Origin of the sequence: Streptococcus sp. SK140, from assembly GCF_000259525.1 — a bacterium.
Lineage (GTDB): Bacteria > Bacillota > Bacilli > Lactobacillales > Streptococcaceae > Streptococcus.
Genome location: NZ_AJML01000038.1, coordinates 1 through 17217, shown reverse-complemented (window position 1 = coordinate 17217; position 17217 = coordinate 1). Strand labels below are relative to the sequence as shown.

Genomic DNA, 17217 nt, shown 5'->3' with positions numbered 1-17217 from the left:
TTTGGCAATTAACGCACAAGAAATCAGCGCTTTAATTAAGCAACAAATTGAAAATTTCAAACCCAATTTTGATGTGACTGAAACTGGTGTTGTAACCTACATCGGTGACGGAATTGCGCGTGCTCATGGCCTTGAAAATGCCATGAGTGGAGAGTTGTTGATTTTTGAAAACGGCTCTTATGGTATGGCGCAAAACTTAGAATCAACAGATGTTGGTATCATCATCCTTGGAGACTTTACAGATATCCGCGAAGGCGACACCATTCGTCGTACAGGAAAAATCATGGAAGTTCCAGTTGGTGATAGCTTGATTGGACGTGTCGTGGATCCACTTGGTCGTCCAGTAGATGGACTTGGTCCAATCGACACAAACAAAACTCGTCCAGTTGAAGCACCAGCTCCTGGGGTTATGCAACGTAAATCAGTATCAGAACCATTGCAAACTGGTTTGAAAGCTATTGATGCCCTTGTTCCAATCGGTCGTGGTCAACGTGAGTTGATTATCGGTGACCGTCAAACAGGGAAAACAACCATCGCTATCGATGCAATCTTGAACCAAAAAGGTCAAGATATGATCTGTATCTATGTAGCGATTGGTCAAAAAGAATCAACAGTTCGTACACAAGTAGAAACACTTCGTCAGTACGGAGCCTTAGATTACACAATCGTTGTGACAGCGTCAGCTTCACAACCTTCTCCATTGCTTTTCCTTGCACCTTATGCAGGGGTTGCTATGGCGGAAGAATTTATGTACCAAGGTAAGCACGTCTTGATCGTTTATGATGACTTATCTAAACAAGCGGTAGCTTATCGTGAACTTTCTCTCTTGCTCCGTCGTCCACCAGGTCGTGAAGCCTTCCCAGGGGATGTCTTCTACCTTCATAGCCGTCTACTTGAACGTTCAGCTAAAGTTTCGGATGAATTGGGTGGAGGATCTATCACAGCCCTTCCGTTTATCGAGACACAAGCCGGAGATATCTCAGCCTATATCGCTACAAACGTAATCTCTATTACAGATGGACAAATCTTCCTTGGCGATGGACTCTTTAATGCGGGTATCCGTCCGGCTATTGATGCGGGTTCTTCTGTATCGCGTGTTGGTGGTTCTGCACAGATTAAAGCCATGAAGAAAGTTGCTGGTACACTTCGTATCGACCTTGCTTCATACCGTGAGTTGGAAGCCTTCACTAAATTTGGTTCTGACTTGGATGCGGCTACTCAGGCTAAATTGAACCGTGGTCGTCGTACTGTAGAAGTATTGAAACAACCTGTTCACAAACCATTACCTGTTGAGAAACAAGTTACTATTCTCTATGCTTTAACACATGGTTTCTTGGATACAATTCCTGTAGACGATATCGTTCGTTTCGAAGAAGAGTTCCATATGTTCTTTGATGCTCAACATCCTGAGATTTTGGAAACCATTCGTGAAACAAAAGACTTGCCAGATGAAGCAGTCTTGGATGCTGCGATTACTGAGTTTCTCAATCAATCAAGCTTCCAATAAGAATAGAGGTGTCAGATGGCAGTATCTCTAAATGATATTAAAACAAAAATCGCCTCAACAAAAAATACTAGTCAAATTACTAACGCGATGCAGATGGTTTCTGCAGCTAAGTTAGGTCGTTCTGAAGAAGCAGCTCGTAACTTCCAAGTGTATGCACAAAAAGTACGTAAACTGGTTACAGATATCCTTCACGGAGATGGCGCTGGCGGATCAACTAACCCTATGTTGATCAGTCGCCCCGTCAAAAAAACAGGCTATATCGTCATTACATCTGACCGTGGTCTTGTTGGAGGATATAATTCTTCAATCTTAAAAGCTGTCATGGAACTTCAGCAAGAATACCATCCTTCAGGTGATGATTTTGAAGTCATCTGTATTGGTGGTATGGGAGCCGATTTCTTCAAATCACGCGGTATTCAACCTATCTATGAATTGCGTGGACTTGCAAGCCAACCAAGTTTTGATGAAGTTCGTAAGATTATCACAAAAACGATTGAAATGTATCAAAACGAACTTTTCGATGAGCTCTACGTTTGCTACAACCACCACGTGAATACATTGACAAGTCAAATGCGTGTAGAACAGATGCTTCCAATCGTGGACTTGGATCCAAATGAAGCAGATGATAACTATAGCTTGACCTTTGACCTTGAAACAAGTCGTGAAGAAATCTTGGATCAATTGCTACCACAGTTTGCAGAAAGTATGATTTATGGTGCTATTATTGATGCTAAGACAGCTGAAAATGCTGCAGGTATGACAGCCATGCAAACAGCGACTGATAATGCAAAAAAAGTCATTAATGATTTGACAATCCAGTATAACCGTGCCAGACAGGCGGCGATTACACAAGAAATCACAGAAATCGTGGCAGGAGCTAGTGCTTTAGAATAAAGCCATCCTGCTCATATCAATGAACTTAGGACCTAGCAAAACTAGGAACCGACAGTATCTTATATAGAATAGGAGAAGGAGATGAGTTCAGGTAAAATTGCTCAGGTTATAGGACCCGTTGTAGACGTTTTGTTTGCAGCAGGTGAAAAACTACCTGAGATTAACAATGCACTTGTCGTCTACAAAAATGACGAAAAGAAAACAAAAATCGTCCTTGAAGTAGCCTTAGAGTTGGGGGATGGTATGATTCGTACCATCGCCATGGAATCAACAGATGGTTTGACTCGTGGAATGGAAGTATTGGACACAGGTCGTCCAATCTCTGTACCAGTAGGTAAAGAAACCTTGGGACGTGTCTTCAACGTTTTGGGAGATACCATTGACTTGGAAGCTCCTTTTGGAGAAGACGCAGAACGCCAGCCAATTCATAAAAAAGCACCTACTTTTGATGAGTTGTCTACCTCTTCAGAAATCCTCGAAACAGGGATTAAGGTTATCGACCTTCTTGCCCCTTATCTTAAAGGTGGTAAAGTCGGACTCTTCGGTGGTGCCGGAGTCGGTAAAACTGTCTTGATCCAAGAATTGATTCACAATATTGCCCAAGAACACGGTGGTATCTCAGTATTTACAGGTGTTGGGGAACGTACTCGTGAAGGGAATGACCTCTACTGGGAAATGAAAGAATCAGGCGTTATCGAGAAAACAGCCATGGTATTTGGTCAGATGAATGAGCCACCAGGAGCACGTATGCGTGTTGCTCTTACTGGTTTGACAATCGCTGAATACTTCCGTGATGTAGAAGGTCAAGACGTTCTTCTCTTTATTGACAACATTTTCCGTTTCACACAAGCTGGTTCAGAAGTATCTGCCCTTTTGGGTCGTATGCCATCAGCCGTTGGTTACCAACCAACACTCGCAACAGAAATGGGTCAATTGCAAGAACGTATCACTTCAACTAAGAAAGGTTCTGTAACCTCTATCCAGGCTATCTACGTGCCAGCGGATGACTATACTGACCCAGCGCCAGCAACAGCCTTCGCTCACTTGGATTCAACTACCAACTTGGAACGTAAATTGGTTCAATTGGGTATCTACCCAGCCGTTGATCCACTTGCTTCAAGCTCTCGTGCTTTGGCACCTGAAATTGTTGGAGAAGAGCACTACGCAGTTGCGGCTGAGGTTAAACGTGTTCTTCAACGTTACCATGAGTTGCAAGATATCATCGCCATCCTTGGTATGGATGAACTTTCTGATGAAGAAAAGACTTTGGTTGCTCGTGCCCGTCGTATCCAGTTCTTCCTTTCACAAAACTTCAACGTTGCGGAACAATTTACTGGTCAACCAGGTTCTTATGTTCCAGTAGCTGAAACAGTTCGTGGATTTAAGGAAATTCTTGACGGAAAACACGATCATCTCCCAGAAGATGCCTTCCGTGGAGTAGGTTCAATCGAAGATGTTATTGCTAAGGCTGAAAAAATGGGATTTTAAGAGGTGATCTATGGCTCAGTTAACTGTCCAGATCGTGACACCAGATGGCCTCGTCTATGATCATCATGCCAGCTTTGTATCGGTTCGAACTCTGGATGGTGAGATGGGGATCTTGCCACGACATCAAAATATGATTGCGGTATTAGCAGTTGATGAAGTTAAAGTTAAACGAGTTGATGATGATTCTCATGTCAACTGGATAGCAGTAAACGGAGGAATCATTGAGATTGCTAATGATGTCATTACCATTATTGCAGACTCAGCTGAGCGTGCTCGTGATATCGATATTAGCCGTGCAGAACGTGCCAAACTTCGTGCAGAACGTGAAATCGAAGAAGCACAAGACAAACACTTGATTGACCAAGAGCGACGTGCTAAGATTGCATTACAACGTGCTATTAACCGAATCAATGTCGGAAATAAATTATAAAAAAATGAACTTGATTTGAGAATCAAGTTCATTTTTTATGTTTAAAATGTGACGCAAACCGCTTCGGGAACGTGGAAATCATTGGAAAGTTCTGCAAGACGACCAGTTTCAGAATTGCGTTTAAAGACAGTCGCGTTATCAGAATCCTGATGAACAGCGATAAGGAATTCTTGGTCAGGTGAGATAATAAAGTCTCGAGGAGTTTTCCCGTTTGTAGGAACGAATTCCAATAATTCTAAACTACCATCAGCGAGAATAGTGTAAACTACAATAGAATCATGACCTCGGTTTGATGCGTACAGATATTTTCCGTCTTTTGAAAGACGAATAGCTGCAGTTCCATTAAAGTCATTAAATCCATCTGGGAGTGTGGAAACAACTTGCATTTTTTCAAATGCACCGACGCCATCATAAATCAATACTTCAATCGTACTATTGAGCTCACAGATGAGATAAGCAATTTTGTAGTGATTATGAAAAACAAGGTGACGTGCCCCTGCACCAGGACTGCAGTTGTAGGTAGCTAGCTTATTTAGCTTACCTTCTGGATTAACATCATAGGTAGTAACTTCATCAGTACCTAAGTCACATGTGACTAAATATTGGTCTGGGGTTAAATCTGTAAAGTGTACATGTGGAGAAGCTTGATTTTCATGAGGACCATGACCGCTATGTTGAACAACGTCAGTTAATTCAAGACTGCCATCTTCTTTACGTTTATAAACCAGAACTTGTCCCTTGTGATAGTTAGCACCATATACTAGACCACGTTTCTCATCGACAGCCACATAACAGTGAGGTGCACCTTCAGCTACAACATGGTTTAGTAAAGTACCATCAGTTTGATAGGCAGCAATTCCCCCTTGTCCCTCTTTGCTACCGACAGTGTAGAGGTGATTTTCTTGATCAAATGCAAGATAGGTAGGACTTGGTTCAGCAGCAAAGAGTTTAAGATTGGATAATTGCCCAGTTTCTGTATCAAAATCAGCTTGATAAATCCCTTGGGATAAACGACGTGTGTAGGTTCCAAAATAAATTGTTTCAATCATATCTATACCTCTAAATAAAGATGTTTCTATTATATCATAAATTAGGAGACCTGAAGAAAATAGATAAAAAAGTATGAAACTTCTAAGTATGAAATCAGTAAAATACAAGATGGATTTTTTATAGTTTTCAATCGTTACTCCACACTTTTAAAACAGTTTATTCCTTGTAAAAATGGTATAATGAAAAGACAAAGGAAAGGAAGTAGATATGGAACAAAAAGAGAAACATTTTAATTTATCCTGGTTTTTTAAATGGTTTTTAGATAATAAGGCTGTTACAGTTTTTTTGGTAACCTTATTACTAGGTCTGAATATTTTTATTTTAAGTAAGATTAGTTTTTTATTTATCCCTGTCGTTGATTTTTTATCAGTGGTCATGTTGCCTGTTATTTTATCAGGATTGCTTTTTTATTTGTTAAATCCACTGGTAGATTTGATGGAGAAGTACAAGATAAATCGTGTCTTATCCATTAGTATTATCTTTGTCATTATTGGCATACTCTTGATTATTGGTCTGGCCGTTGCGATTCCAAATCTTCAACGTCAAGTGGTTATTTTTGCGCAAAATGTACCAAATTATCTCGAAGATGCTGACAGAGTTATTGATGATCTTGTAACCAAACGTCTACCAGATGACTTTAGACCTCAACTGGAACAGGTTCTAGCTCAATTCTCAACACAAGCAACTGCTTGGGCAAGTAATATTTCTTCAAAAGCTGTGAACTGGGTTAGTGCTCTTATTAGTGGAACGTCACAAGTCATTGTCGCTCTAATTATTATGCCGTTTATGCTCTTTTATCTCCTTAGAGACGGAAAAGGTTTAAGAGATCATGTCACTCAATTCTTACCAAATAAATTGAGAGAACCAGTAGGTAAGGTTCTATCAGAAGTAAACCAACAACTAGCTAACTACGTTAGAGGACAAATTACTGTTGCTGTTATCGTGGCGATTATGTTTATCATCTTCTTTAAAATTATTGGTTTGAGATATGCGGTGACCCTTGGTATTACTGCTGGGGTTTTAAATCTTATCCCTTATCTTGGAAGTTTCCTTGCCATGATACCAGCTCTGGTACTAGGCTTAATTGCTGGACCAGTTATGCTCTTGAAAGTTATTATTGTTTTTATCGTAGAGCAGACAATTGAAGGTCGATTTGTATCTCCATTGATTTTAGGTAGTCAACTCAATATTCATCCAATCACGATTCTATTTGTTCTGTTGACTTCTGGTTCTATGTTTGGTGTTTGGGGAGTCCTATTAGGAATTCCTGTTTATGCTTCAGCAAAAGTTGTTATTTCAGCGATTTTTGAATGGTATAAAAAAGTTAGTGGTCTGTATGAGTTAGAAGAGGAGGTCGAAGGTGAGCAATAGTCAAGAAATGCTTGAAGCTTTGGATCAGCAAGATTTAATAAGAGCTGATCATTATTTTCAAAAAGCATTGGTAGAAGACTCGGATGATCTTCTTCTGGAACTGGCTTATTATCTAGAAGGTATTGGTTTTTATCCACAAGCTCGTCAAATCTATGAAAAACTAGCTCCAATATTTCCAGAAGTAAATCTCAATCTAGCTAGTATCGCAAGCGAAGACGGACAAATTGAAGAAGCGTTTGCCTATCTAGAAGAAATTCAACCCAATAGCGATTCTTATGTATCTGCGCTTGTTTTAAAGGCTGATTTCTATCAAATGGAAGGCTTGACGGATGTCGCTCGAGAGAAGCTCTTAGAAGCTCTTCATTACTCTGATGATCCGCTACTGACGTTCGGGTTAGCAGAGCTAGATAGTGAACTAGGAAACGATTTAGAAGCGATTAAAGGCTATGCTCAACTGGATAACCGTGACATATATGAGCAGACAGGGATTTCGACTTATCAGCGGATTGGAACTGCCTATGCTCGACTTGGAAAGTTTGAATCAGCCATAGAGTTTTTAGAAAAAGCTTTAGAGTTAGAGTATGAAGATCAAACTGCTTTTGAATTAGCGAGTCTCTACTTTGACCAAGAGGAATATCAAAAGGCAGTTTTATATTTTAAACAGTTAGATACTATTTCTCCAGATTTTGAAGGTTATGAATATGGCTATAGCCAGGCTCTACATAAGGAACATCAAACTGAGCAAGCTTTACAGATAGCTCAACAAGGTTTGGAAAAAAATCCTTTCGAAACACGTTTGCTACTCCTGGCTTCACAATTATCTTACGAATTGCATCAACCTGAGCAGGCGGAATCTTATCTTCTTCAAGCTCAAGAAGATGCAGAGGACCAAGAGGAAATCCTCTTGCGACTAGCAACCCTGTATCAGGAGCAAGAACGGTATGAGGATATTTTAGACCTAGAAGTTTATGAGCCAGAAAATCTCTTAACTAAGTGGATGATTGCACGGAGTTACCAAGAAACTGAAGATTTGGATTCTGCCTATGAATCTTATCAGGTGTTGGTTCCAGAACTCAAGGAAAACCCAGAGTTTTTAGAACAATACATTCATCTACTACGCGAGCTTGGAAAATTTGAAGAAGCAAAAGAGCAGATTCAACACTATCTCAAGTTGGTTCCCGATGACATACAGATGCAAGATTTGTATGAACGTTTATTATGATACTAAAATAGTCGTCTTAGCAGGCGACTATTTTTATATAATTAAAAATTTATAAATTCCAACATAAAAATGAATAGATACAGTATGAATTTTTAGTTATTTTTTGATATAATTGTTATAGTTAAATTGAAAAATTCACTTAAAAAGTGAAACATAGAAAGATTTGAATTATGACACAAGTAAAAATCGTAACAGATTCTTCTGTTACCATTGAACCAGAAGTGGTCAAAGAATTAAATATTACCGTCGTTCCGCTCTCTGTAATGATTGATAGTGTTCTTTATTCGGATGCTGATCTTGAAGAAGGGGAATTTCTTCGCTTGATGCAAGGGAGTAAAAATCTGCCTAAAACAAGTCAACCTCCTGTTGGACTCTTTGCTGAAATCTTTGATGAGTTGAGTAAAGACGGTAGTCAAATTTTAGCTATTCATATGTCTCATGCCTTATCAGGAACTGTCGAAGCAGCTCGTCAGGGTGCCAGCCTATCGACTGCTAAAGTAACTGTAGTAGATAGTTCTTTTACAGACCAAGCCCTGAAATTTCAAGTGGTTGAAGCAGCTAAATTGGCTCAAGAAGGGCAAGACATAGAAACAATTGTGGCTCATGTTGAAGAGGTGAAGAAGAACACAGAACTCTACATCGGTGTTTCTACCTTGGAAAATCTTGTTAAAGGTGGACGTATTGGCCGTGTGACAGGTCTTCTAAGCTCTCTATTAAATATCCGTGTAGTTATGGAGATGAAGGATGACGAATTGCAACCAATTGTTAAAGGACGTGGAGCTAAGACCTTTAAGAAATGGTTGGATGAACTAGTTTCAAAATTGTCAGAACGTTCTGTTGCCGAAATTGGTATTTCCTATTCTGGAACTAGAGATTGGGCAGAAGAGATGAAAGAAATCCTACAACCATTCGTAGAAAAACCAATCTCTGTCTTAGAAACAGGGTCGATTATTCAGACCCATACAGGTGAAAATGCTTGGGCTATTTTGATCAGATATGAGCTCTAAAAAAATAAAGAAAATAGCAAGAAATAGCGTTTTTGACTTGACCTACAAGAGAATTTAGGATATGATTGTAATTGTTAATTAGAAATTATTTGGAGGAATTATTAACATGGCAAACAAACAAGATTTGATCGCTAAAGTAGCAGAAGCTACAGAATTGACAAAGAAAGACTCAGCAGCAGCAGTTGATGCTGTATTTGCAGCAGTAGCTGATTACCTTGCAGCTGGTGAAAAAGTTCAATTGATCGGTTTTGGTAATTTCGAAGTTCGTGAGCGTGCAGCACGTAAAGGTCGTAACCCACAAACTGGTAAAGAAATCACTATCGCAGCATCAAAAGTTCCAGCATTCAAAGCTGGTAAAGCTCTTAAAGACGCTGTTAAATAATGAATTTAGAAAAAGCCTATTGTATCAAGCTTTTTAGCTTGGTCGATAGGCTTTTTTTTGTGTATAGGGGGCATTTTTTGGGCAGGGTACAACAGCCTCTATTTGTCATTTTGGAGGAAAATTCAACAAGTTGGTAAAATAGGTGAGGTTGAAAAATATATCCCAAGCTAGGGTTCGCAAAGGATACATTCAAACATTTATCAGTACAATTGGCACTAAATGGATAGCAAACAAGGATGGTGAGAAGAGTTTCCTTTCAAGTATTGAGCCCCTTATAGTATTTCTTGACAGAGTTAGTGAAAGGGTTTACAATTATATAAAAGAAGTTAGGAGGAAAGGAAGATGATTATTTCAACTACGGGAATTGAAGGGAAAAAAATCCTAGCCTACAAAGGAATTGTCTTTGGTGAAGTAGTTGCTGGAGTTAATATGTTCAAAGATATGGCTGCTGGCTTCCGTAATGTTTTTGGAGGTCGAGCGAGTAGTTATGAAGGTGAATTGACTCAAGCAAGAGAAGAAGCTATAGCAGAAATGATGGAGCGTGCAAGTGAACGTGGAGCAAATGCTATTATAGGTATAAAAATGGACTATGAAACTTTAGGTGCTGAAAATGGTATGCTGATGGTCACTTGTAGTGGAACAGCAGTAGTCGTTGACTCCTGATTTGAAGAAACAAAAAAAGAACAGCTAGAGCTGTTCTTTTTATGATTATTTGAGACCGTACTTTTTGTTGAAACGATCCACGCGTCCATCTGCTTGAGTGAACTTTTGACGTCCAGTGTAGAATGGGTGTGAGTCTGATGAAATTTCCACACGGATCAATGGGTAAGTTTCGCCTTCGAACTCAACAGTTTCGTTAGAGCGTTTTGTTGAACCGCTAAGGAATTGGTAACCAGTAGTTGTGTCCATGAAGACAACTGGGCGATATTCTGGATGGATATCTTTTTTCATTTTGCAATATTTCCTTTCTGCCATGGTCTCTTTGCGAGCCATAGATTGTTACCATACTAGTCTAACAGATTATGCTAAGTTTGGCAAGCTTTTTATCTATTTTTTCAGTAAGTTTTTTAATTTTTGGTAGATGACTTCATTTTCCTCTAGGCTATAGGAGTTAGCACCACTTGCAAGTGGGTGACCTCCACCATCATGTTCTTTTGCAACACCATTGATTGGAACGAATTTACTGCGAAGTCGAACGCGATAGTGGCCATCTGCTTGTTCCACAAATATTCCCCAAAGGTTAACAGTATCAATACGACCTGGAGCACCAACAATGGCTGCTGTTTCTGCGTCTGTTACTTGATATGTTTTTAGAATTTCTTGAGTCAGAATGACACGCGCAACACCGTTTTCATCAACTTCTAGGTGATCATAGACATAACCTTGGAGTTTGGCAATTTTGAAACTAATCGTGTCCATCTTACGAGTTAATTCTGTATAGTCAAAATTATGTTCGCGTAGATGGCTTGCGATACGAAGAGTACGACTAGAAGTAGAAGGATATAAGAAGCGACCTGTATCACCAATAATACCCGCACACAATAGTTTAGCAGCATAATCCGAAAGCTCAAGCTTTGTTTCTTCTGCAAAGAGGGCAATCATCTCACTAGCACTACTAGAGTTGGTGTCTACCCAGACCAAGTCCCCATAAACTTCATCATTTGGATGGTGATCAATCTTGATAACAGTTTCAGCCTGTTGGTAACGCTTATCATCAATACGAGCTGTATTGGCTGTATCACAGATAATTGCAAGAGCACCGTGGTAGTCACTATCTGCAACCTGATCCATCTTTGCAAGCCATGTTAGTGTTGGTTCATCATAGCCAACTACTTTGATGGTCTTTTCTGGGAAGTGATGTTCCAAGAGAGCCTTTAGTCCGACCTGACTTCCCAAGGCATCAGGGTCTGGTTTCATATGACGGTGAATGATAATGGTATCGTATGCTTTAATTTTTTCTAAAATTTGATGGCAAATTTCCATAAGTAACCTCAATTCTTTCTTATTTCATTGTAGCACAAGAGTTTTTATTTTTAAAATGAAAAAGATGTGATATAATGGAGGAAGATAAATTGAGGAGGACGATATGGCATTAGCAAAAATTGTATTTGCCAGTATGACCGGTAATACCGAAGAAATTGCAGATATTGTAGCAGATAAATTGCGTGAGTTGGGCTTAGAGGTAGATGTTGATGAATGTACAACTGTTGACGCATCTGACTTTCTTGAAGCAGATATCGCAATCGTTGCGACCTACACATATGGTGATGGAGAGTTACCAGATGAGATGATGGACTTCTACGAAGACCTAGCAGATCTTAATTTGAGTGGCAAGATCTACGGTGTGGTAGGATCAGGCGATACTTTCTACGATGAGTTCTGTAAAGCTGTTGATGACTTTGATCGTGTATTTGTGGCAACAGGAGCTGAAAAGGGATCAGAGTGCGTCAAAGTGGATCTCTCTGCAGAAGAAGAAGATATCGAACGCTTGGAACAATTTGCAGAAGAATTGGCTGCTAAAGTAGGATAAGCATGAAGTTGCACTGATGAAAGTTGTCAGTGCAGTTTTTGTTAGTTGTTCCTAAAAATGTACCATTCCATCTAGAAGATTTTTGCTAAAATCATTCAAATATAAAAGGAGACTCTATGGATTTAGATATTATTAGACAAGAAATCGATCAAATTGATGACCAAATTGTAAAACTCTTAGAAGAAAGAATGCATCTAGTTGAGGGTGTAGTGGCTTATAAAAAAGCTTCAGGAAAAGCTATTCTAGATATTAAAAGAGAAGAAGTTATCTTTGAAAAAGTCAGAAATCACGTAAGCAATAAAAAATACGAAGAGACAATCGTTGAGACTTTTTCAGACATTCTCAAACGTTCGCGCGATTATCAGGATAAAAACATCAAATGAAAAAAGAACAATTTTACCCACTAGGAATCTTTCTAGCTGCCATGCTAGGAGGTCTTGTCCGTTATTTGATTTCCAAATGGTTGCCAACCAGTCCAGCTTTTCCATGGGGAACACTAGTCGTCAACTATCTAGGAATTTTCTGTTTAGTCTATCTAGTCAAAGGTTATTTGGTTTATAAGGGGAGCAGTAAGGGTCTGATTTTAGCACTTGGTACTGGCTTTTGTGGCGGTTTGACCACTTTTTCTAGCCTCGTGTTAGATGCCGTAAAATTGCTGGATACAGGTTCTTATCCAAGTCTGATAATTTATCTAGTTCTGAGCATTGGTGGAGGGCTTTTATTGGCTTATTGTTTAGGGAGGAAGAAATGGTAATCATGTATTTAGCACTTGCTTGTGGCGTTGGAGCGCTTGTTCGTTATTTCCTTTCACGTTATAATCAGGGTTCAGTACTGCCACTAGGAACTCTCATAGCTAATCTACTAGGCTGTTTTTTGATTGGCTTATTTTACAATCATGTGGAGTCTAAAGAAGTCTATCTTATCCTTGCCACAGGATTTTGTGGAGGTCTAACCACTTTTTCAACCTTGAATGATGAACTCCAAAAACTCTTGGCTGATAAGAAGGTCTTTTACAGTTATTTTCTCTTGACCTACTTAGGTGGTTTGCTTGCTATTTTTTTAGGAATTTTACTGTAAATTTCTTTACTTTTTCTAGGAAATTTGGTAAACTGTATCTTGTGTGTAATGGACGCACAAAAATACAGTTTATCCGCTGAGGAAGTTTCCTCAAGATTGACAAAGATAGGAGAATAAAATGAATCCATTAATCCAAAGCTTGACAGAAGGTCAACTTCGTACTGATATCCCATCATTCCGTCCTGGTGACACTGTTCGTGTACACGCGAAAGTTGTCGAAGGTAACCGTGAACGTGTTCAGATCTTTGAAGGTGTCGTTATTGCACGTAAAGGTGCTGGCATCTCAGAAAACTACACAGTTCGTAAAATCTCTAACGGTGTAGGTGTTGAACGTATCTTCCCAATCCACACTCCACGTGTTGAAAAAATCGAAGTTGTTCGTTACGGTAAAGTACGTCGTGCGAAATTGTACTATTTGCGTGCTCTTCAAGGTAAAGCAGCTCGTATCAAAGAAATCCGTCGTTAATTCGACCAAAAAACTCTGCTCATTCGGCAGAGTTTTTCTCTAGCTCCCTTAGTTCAATGGATATAACAACTCCCTCCTAAGGAGTAGTTGCAGGTTCGATTCCTGCAGGGGGCATTTTTTGTAATGTAAAGAAAGACAAAGAAAATTCAAAGTGTTTATTTAAAGGCAATCATCACAAATTCATTTTTAAAAATAAATTAGTATTTTTTGTTTTTTTGACCAAATTTTGACCAAATTTTGACCAAAAATTATATTTTGGTCAATGATTATAGAATAAAATGGATCATGAAAATGTCTTTGTTTATAGTAGTGTTAAAAAGGACTTCCTTTATTGGAATGTCCTTATTTTTATTATGGAATTGACAAATGAGGTTAAAGTTTAGTTCTATGAATTAAGAAAACAAGCACAAAGCTTTAATCAGCTTTCAAAAAGATTTGGTATGGATATTTCTGGCTAAGGTATGTGACAAGGTGAATTGATCGTTATGGAACAGAGAGCGTTAAAAAAGGGAAGAATCGTTACTATTCCTCTGAATAAAAACAAAAAATAATCAACAAAAACCTATATAATGACAAATGTATTAAAAAAAGACTTAGCTCATTGAAATGCAGAACCAAATCTTATGGATAAATTATTTGTCTAATTTTTTAGGAATTATATCTCTAAACGATATCATTTAACAATTAAATTGTTAGATCGAGCTTAAATCTCTGGTTTAATTTATTTATTGTGTCACTATCATTATATTCCTTAAATATTCTCATAGCTTTAGAACATTCTTTTTTACCTAACTCTATTTGATTAGTTTTTATAAGATAAATACCTCTTAGAAAGAGCAAATAATTCTTTTCAAAATAATATCTTTGTCTAGTAAGTAAATTTTCTAAATCATCTATAAAAAATTGAGCGCTATCTAACAAATTATTTTTTAATAACATTTCTAAGTTAAATAAATATAGAGGAATTACTTTATGTGTTCCGGTATCCGTTTTTAAAAAATGTCGTGTTTTCTTGATTACTATTCTATATAGTAAGCTTATGGTCTTTGTATTCATAAAAAACACCGAATTATAGAAAATCTTAAGTTCATACTCCATCCAAGTATCTACAGAAAGAAGATATTTTATTAATTCATTGCATTTAGATGAATTATAAGGAAGGCTTGCAAGACGGTTGATCTGTTGCTCAGCAATCAATTTTATGTGATAATTGCATATGCTTTTTTCATGCTTTTCTTTTAACTCTATTTTCTCCACTAATTCTTGAAGTAAAAATATATCTGAAGACTCTACAGCATGTTCTAATTCATCAAAAAGACATTCTTTTTTGGAATAATAACAATGAACCAATTCTTCAAATTCTGAAAATGATATTCCAAGACGATTTAACAGAATATAAAAATGGTTAATGGATAATTTTGTAACACCATTTTCGAAACGAGAAATAGTTGATTCACTAATTTCATTACATGATAAATCTTTAAGACGAAAGTTTTTTGAAATACGAATATCCTTTAAAACTGCTCCAAAATTTTCCATATTCATCCTCTTCCATTTTTGCAAAAAATAAAACACTTTTTTTCATTTTTGATATTATTATACAAAATTAAAAATGAAAGGACAATAATATTATGAAAAAAATTTTATTGTCAACAGTTGCTTTACTAAGCTTAGCAGCCTCCTTGCCAGCAAATAATCAAGTTTCTGCTCAAGAATCCTCCTCTCAAACGACTTATAGTAAGTCAAGTGGAAATTGGATAAAATCTGATAGCCGTTGGTGGTATAAGCATTCTGATGGTTCATATACTAAAAATGGATGGGAAAAAATAGGTGGCACCTGGTACTATTTTGATAGTGAAGGTTGGATGAAGACAGACTGGATTAATGAATCTGGAAACTGGTATTATCTAGATGATAGTGGTGCTATGAAAACTGGATGGTGTTGGGTTTCTGGTAGCTGGTATTATTTAAATACTAGTGGTGTCATGCAAACAGGTCTACAGACTATCGAAGGTAAACAATATTACTTATCTAGTAGTGGTGATATGCAAGTTGGTTGGCACAATATCGGAGATGATACCTATTTCTTTGCTAATAGTGGGGAAAATCAAAATATCAATCGTCGGGCTTTAGTTCTTGGTGAAACATCAACGAGAGCAGTACCTATCGAAGATGTTAATGCTATGGAAAAGGTATTTAGTAACCAAAACTTTAGTGAAGTTGTTCGTTTTCCAGATAGAACCAAGTCCGAGATTATTGCAAAAATGCAAGAACTGTTTGAATCTTCTCGCGAAAGTGATGTGAACTATCTTTACTTTACCTGTCATGGAGGAGAAGATGGGACGATATCCATTGGTAGCGGTAAAACATCATTTTCAGGTTGGGAATTGGCATCTATACTAAAACAATACAAAGGTAAGTTTGTTGTTATGTTGGATTGTTGCTATTCAGGAACAATTATAGATGCAGATAAGCCAAACAAAAAGGTTGCCTCCAAGTCTGAAAAAAGATTTGATGAACAAGCATTTTTGGCAGGATTTTCAACAGGAGATATAGCAAGCAAGAATGGCGAAATGCTTGATACTAAATTCCTCGTACTATGTGCCTCTTGTATGGGTGAAGAATCGTATAGTTTAGTCGGAGTAGGTAGTCTTGCCACCAGATACTGGGCAATGGGTACAGGTTGGGATCCACTTCAAAATAGAATTATTTCGCCTATGGCAGACACGAATACTAACGGAAAAATCACTTTAGAGGAACTGTATCAATACTCTTATCCTCTAGTCCTTCAAGCTGCATCACAAATTCACGAAGAGCAACATGTATCAGTTTATCCAGAAAACAGTCAATTTGTTTTATTCAAAAAATAAGGAGTTCATAAAATGAAAATATCACAAAAAATCACACTATTTAGTTTGTCTTTAGCAGGTTTAGCTATGCTGGCTCTCCCTCAATCTGCCAAAGCTTTTGAACTACAAGAGGTATGGCGTATTAAGGGTGGTGTTCAATATCAAGATGGCAAAATTCTTCGATTTGACAATGGACATGACATAGATATCAAAGCATTGGATTTGCCAACAACTGAGAAAATCGAGTGGAAAGTTACTTTAGATGGTCAAGACCAGACTGTCAATTTCCTAGCTCAAGAAGTGGATAGATCCAATATTGGTGAAGAAGGACGTTATCTGAATTTCTATGTTCCATATGGCTATAGAGGAGATATCAAGGTAGAGGCCAAGAGCGGAAATGAAGTAAAGACCTGGTCCACTAAAGTGGTTGATGATGTATATCATGACGGTGGAAAGAGAGGCTACTACCATATTAAAGAATCAAATGATCAATACACCTATCTTGATACCAAATGGGACTATCAAACCAAGACTTACACTGCTACCTTACCAGAAACTGTCAATGGTCAAAAAGTCTATGCTTGGGCAGACGAATATGGTGGTATGAAACTTGTAAAACCAGGTTCTATCAGTCATTCCTATAAGGGTGAGGGAGCTTTCCGAGAACTTTATCCGATTGTAAAAGCAGAAAGCTGGCTAAAGGTAAAAAATAATCACGGTGAAACCTGGTACTATCAAAAACAAGGTCAACTAGTTAAAGATGCTTGGATCAATGATCAGGGAACATGGTACTTTATGGATGATGAAGGGGTTATGTTTAATCAAACATGGCTATACCAAGGTGGTAGCTGGTATGCCTTTAAATCATCAGGAGCTATGATTTCAGCTGATTGGTTATATGATAATGGCTCTTGGTATTACCTAAAAGACTCAGGTTCAATGGC

20 protein-coding genes and 1 tRNA gene are annotated in these 17217 nt (G+C 38.0%); 17 read left to right on the top strand and 4 right to left on the bottom strand.

Annotated features, from left to right (window positions below; genetic code table 11):
• Nucleotide 1: 1 nt before the first annotated feature.
• The 4 genes from atpA to HMPREF1116_RS09665 all read left to right on the top strand — a co-directional run bounded on the left by atpA (nt 2) and on the right by HMPREF1116_RS09665 (nt 4319).
• Complete coding sequence (gene atpA / locus HMPREF1116_RS09680) at nt 2–1507, top strand: F0F1 ATP synthase subunit alpha (protein WP_000996628.1); 1506 nt, start codon at nt 2–4, stop codon at nt 1505–1507.
• Between the two features lie 15 nt (nt 1508–1522).
• Nucleotides 1523–2401, top strand: a complete 879-nt coding sequence (locus HMPREF1116_RS09675) for a F0F1 ATP synthase subunit gamma (RefSeq protein ID WP_000301236.1) — start codon at nt 1523–1525, stop codon at nt 2399–2401.
• An 81-nt stretch (nt 2402–2482) separates the two neighbouring features.
• A complete protein-coding gene (atpD, locus tag HMPREF1116_RS09670) occupies nt 2483–3889 on the top strand; it encodes a F0F1 ATP synthase subunit beta (protein WP_000094353.1) in 1407 nt (468 codons plus the stop codon).
• Nucleotides 3890–3899: 10 nt separating this feature from the next.
• A complete protein-coding gene (locus HMPREF1116_RS09665) occupies nt 3900–4319 on the top strand; it encodes a F0F1 ATP synthase subunit epsilon (RefSeq protein WP_000068038.1) in 420 nt (139 codons plus the stop codon).
• 41 nt (nt 4320–4360) lie between these two features.
• Here the strand turns inward: HMPREF1116_RS09665 and HMPREF1116_RS09660 are convergent, their stop codons facing one another.
• Nucleotides 4361–5368: a lactonase family protein gene (locus HMPREF1116_RS09660; protein ID WP_000573343.1), complete on the bottom strand. Its 1008-nt coding sequence runs from the start codon at nt 5366–5368 to the stop codon at nt 4361–4363.
• Nucleotides 5369–5576: 208 nt separating this feature from the next.
• Here HMPREF1116_RS09660 and HMPREF1116_RS09655 point away from each other — a divergent pair, with 208 nt between their 5' ends.
• The 5 genes from HMPREF1116_RS09655 to HMPREF1116_RS09635 all read left to right on the top strand — a co-directional run bounded on the left by HMPREF1116_RS09655 (nt 5577) and on the right by HMPREF1116_RS09635 (nt 10014).
• Complete coding sequence (locus HMPREF1116_RS09655) at nt 5577–6740, top strand: AI-2E family transporter (RefSeq protein ID WP_000435438.1); 1164 nt, start codon at nt 5577–5579, stop codon at nt 6738–6740.
• Nucleotides 6730–7962: a tetratricopeptide repeat protein gene (locus HMPREF1116_RS09650; protein WP_000071915.1), complete on the top strand. Its 1233-nt coding sequence runs from the start codon at nt 6730–6732 to the stop codon at nt 7960–7962. The genes HMPREF1116_RS09655 and HMPREF1116_RS09650 overlap by 11 nt, the downstream gene beginning before the upstream one ends.
• Nucleotides 7963–8132: 170 nt before the next feature.
• On the top strand, nt 8133–8969 hold the full coding sequence (locus HMPREF1116_RS09645; protein WP_000195454.1) for a DegV family protein: 837 nt from the start codon (nt 8133–8135) through the stop codon (nt 8967–8969).
• 106 nt (nt 8970–9075) lie between these two features.
• Nucleotides 9076–9351, top strand: a complete 276-nt coding sequence (locus HMPREF1116_RS09640; RefSeq protein WP_001284633.1) for an HU family DNA-binding protein — start codon at nt 9076–9078, stop codon at nt 9349–9351.
• 342 nt (nt 9352–9693) lie between these two features.
• Nucleotides 9694–10014 (top strand): heavy metal-binding domain-containing protein, encoded by a 321-nt coding sequence (locus HMPREF1116_RS09635; protein ID WP_000587311.1) that lies wholly within the window; start codon nt 9694–9696, stop codon nt 10012–10014.
• A gap of 45 nt (nt 10015–10059) precedes the next feature.
• Here HMPREF1116_RS09635 and HMPREF1116_RS09630 read toward each other — a convergent pair whose 3' ends face one another.
• Together HMPREF1116_RS09630 and HMPREF1116_RS09625 are read right to left on the bottom strand one after the other, a co-directional pair.
• Nucleotides 10060–10302, bottom strand: coding sequence for a type B 50S ribosomal protein L31 (locus HMPREF1116_RS09630; protein WP_000710764.1), 243 nt, complete (start codon nt 10300–10302; stop codon nt 10060–10062).
• Between the two features lie 96 nt (nt 10303–10398).
• Complete coding sequence (locus HMPREF1116_RS09625; RefSeq protein ID WP_000401747.1) at nt 10399–11334, bottom strand: DHH family phosphoesterase; 936 nt, start codon at nt 11332–11334, stop codon at nt 10399–10401.
• Nucleotides 11335–11437: 103 nt separating this feature from the next.
• On the opposite strand from HMPREF1116_RS09625, the gene HMPREF1116_RS09620 reads away from it, so the two are divergent.
• From HMPREF1116_RS09620 to HMPREF1116_RS09595, 6 genes are all read left to right on the top strand, one after another.
• Entirely contained in the window at nt 11438–11881 is a 444-nt protein-coding gene (locus HMPREF1116_RS09620; RefSeq protein WP_001162134.1) for a flavodoxin, read from the top strand.
• Nucleotides 11882–11997: 116 nt separating this feature from the next.
• Nucleotides 11998–12264 (top strand): chorismate mutase, encoded by a 267-nt coding sequence (locus HMPREF1116_RS09615; protein ID WP_000362432.1) that lies wholly within the window; start codon nt 11998–12000, stop codon nt 12262–12264.
• On the top strand, nt 12261–12635 hold the full coding sequence (gene crcB, locus HMPREF1116_RS09610) for a fluoride efflux transporter CrcB (protein WP_000712088.1): 375 nt from the start codon (nt 12261–12263) through the stop codon (nt 12633–12635). The genes HMPREF1116_RS09615 and crcB (HMPREF1116_RS09610) overlap by 4 nt, the downstream gene beginning before the upstream one ends.
• Nucleotides 12629–12958, top strand: a complete 330-nt coding sequence (crcB, locus tag HMPREF1116_RS09605; RefSeq protein WP_000236254.1) for a fluoride efflux transporter CrcB — start codon at nt 12629–12631, stop codon at nt 12956–12958. The genes crcB (HMPREF1116_RS09610) and crcB (HMPREF1116_RS09605) overlap by 7 nt, the downstream gene beginning before the upstream one ends.
• A 118-nt stretch (nt 12959–13076) precedes the next feature.
• A complete protein-coding gene (gene rplS / locus HMPREF1116_RS09600; RefSeq protein WP_001068670.1) occupies nt 13077–13424 on the top strand; it encodes a 50S ribosomal protein L19 in 348 nt (115 codons plus the stop codon).
• 42 nt (nt 13425–13466) lie between these two features.
• Nucleotides 13467–13538 (top strand) — tRNA-Arg (locus tag HMPREF1116_RS09595).
• Between the two features lie 570 nt (nt 13539–14108).
• Here HMPREF1116_RS09595 and HMPREF1116_RS09585 read toward each other — a convergent pair.
• Nucleotides 14109–14963, bottom strand: coding sequence for a helix-turn-helix domain-containing protein (locus HMPREF1116_RS09585; protein WP_000427011.1), 855 nt, complete (start codon nt 14961–14963; stop codon nt 14109–14111).
• A gap of 92 nt (nt 14964–15055) precedes the next feature.
• On the opposite strand from HMPREF1116_RS09585, the gene HMPREF1116_RS09580 reads away from it, so the two are divergent.
• Together HMPREF1116_RS09580 and HMPREF1116_RS09575 are read left to right on the top strand one after the other, a co-directional pair.
• The gene (locus HMPREF1116_RS09580) at nt 15056–16294 is read left to right on the top strand and encodes a caspase family protein (RefSeq protein ID WP_000722390.1); all 1239 of its coding nucleotides are present in this window, start codon (nt 15056–15058) and stop codon (nt 16292–16294) included.
• A 12-nt stretch (nt 16295–16306) separates the two neighbouring features.
• Nucleotides 16307–17217: hypothetical protein (locus tag HMPREF1116_RS09575; RefSeq protein WP_000703839.1), on the top strand; the 911-nt coding region annotated here is incomplete at its 3' end.

Bases quoted from the DNA above. Each gene is read 5' to 3' on its own strand.
- HMPREF1116_RS09675 (WP_000301236.1), top strand. From the start codon at position 1,523: ATGGCAGTATCTCTAAATGATATTAAAACAAAAATCGCCTCAACAAAA.
- atpD (WP_000094353.1), top strand. From the start codon at position 2,483: ATGAGTTCAGGTAAAATTGCTCAGGTTATAGGACCCGTTGTAGACGTT.
- HMPREF1116_RS09665 (WP_000068038.1), top strand. From the start codon at position 3,900: ATGGCTCAGTTAACTGTCCAGATCGTGACACCAGATGGCCTCGTCTAT.
- HMPREF1116_RS09660 (WP_000573343.1), bottom strand. From the start codon at position 5,368: ATGATTGAAACAATTTATTTTGGAACCTACACACGTCGTTTATCCCAA.
- HMPREF1116_RS09655 (WP_000435438.1), top strand. From the start codon at position 5,577: ATGGAACAAAAAGAGAAACATTTTAATTTATCCTGGTTTTTTAAATGG.
- HMPREF1116_RS09645 (WP_000195454.1), top strand. From the start codon at position 8,133: ATGACACAAGTAAAAATCGTAACAGATTCTTCTGTTACCATTGAACCA.
- HMPREF1116_RS09640 (WP_001284633.1), top strand. From the start codon at position 9,076: ATGGCAAACAAACAAGATTTGATCGCTAAAGTAGCAGAAGCTACAGAA.
- HMPREF1116_RS09635 (WP_000587311.1), top strand. From the start codon at position 9,694: ATGATTATTTCAACTACGGGAATTGAAGGGAAAAAAATCCTAGCCTAC.
- HMPREF1116_RS09630 (WP_000710764.1), bottom strand. From the start codon at position 10,302: ATGAAAAAAGATATCCATCCAGAATATCGCCCAGTTGTCTTCATGGAC.
- HMPREF1116_RS09625 (WP_000401747.1), bottom strand. From the start codon at position 11,334: ATGGAAATTTGCCATCAAATTTTAGAAAAAATTAAAGCATACGATACC.
- HMPREF1116_RS09620 (WP_001162134.1), top strand. From the start codon at position 11,438: ATGGCATTAGCAAAAATTGTATTTGCCAGTATGACCGGTAATACCGAA.
- HMPREF1116_RS09615 (WP_000362432.1), top strand. From the start codon at position 11,998: ATGGATTTAGATATTATTAGACAAGAAATCGATCAAATTGATGACCAA.
- crcB (WP_000712088.1), top strand. From the start codon at position 12,261: ATGAAAAAAGAACAATTTTACCCACTAGGAATCTTTCTAGCTGCCATG.
- crcB (WP_000236254.1), top strand. From the start codon at position 12,629: ATGGTAATCATGTATTTAGCACTTGCTTGTGGCGTTGGAGCGCTTGTT.
- rplS (WP_001068670.1), top strand. From the start codon at position 13,077: ATGAATCCATTAATCCAAAGCTTGACAGAAGGTCAACTTCGTACTGAT.
- HMPREF1116_RS09585 (WP_000427011.1), bottom strand. From the start codon at position 14,963: ATGGAAAATTTTGGAGCAGTTTTAAAGGATATTCGTATTTCAAAAAAC.
- HMPREF1116_RS09580 (WP_000722390.1), top strand. From the start codon at position 15,056: ATGAAAAAAATTTTATTGTCAACAGTTGCTTTACTAAGCTTAGCAGCC.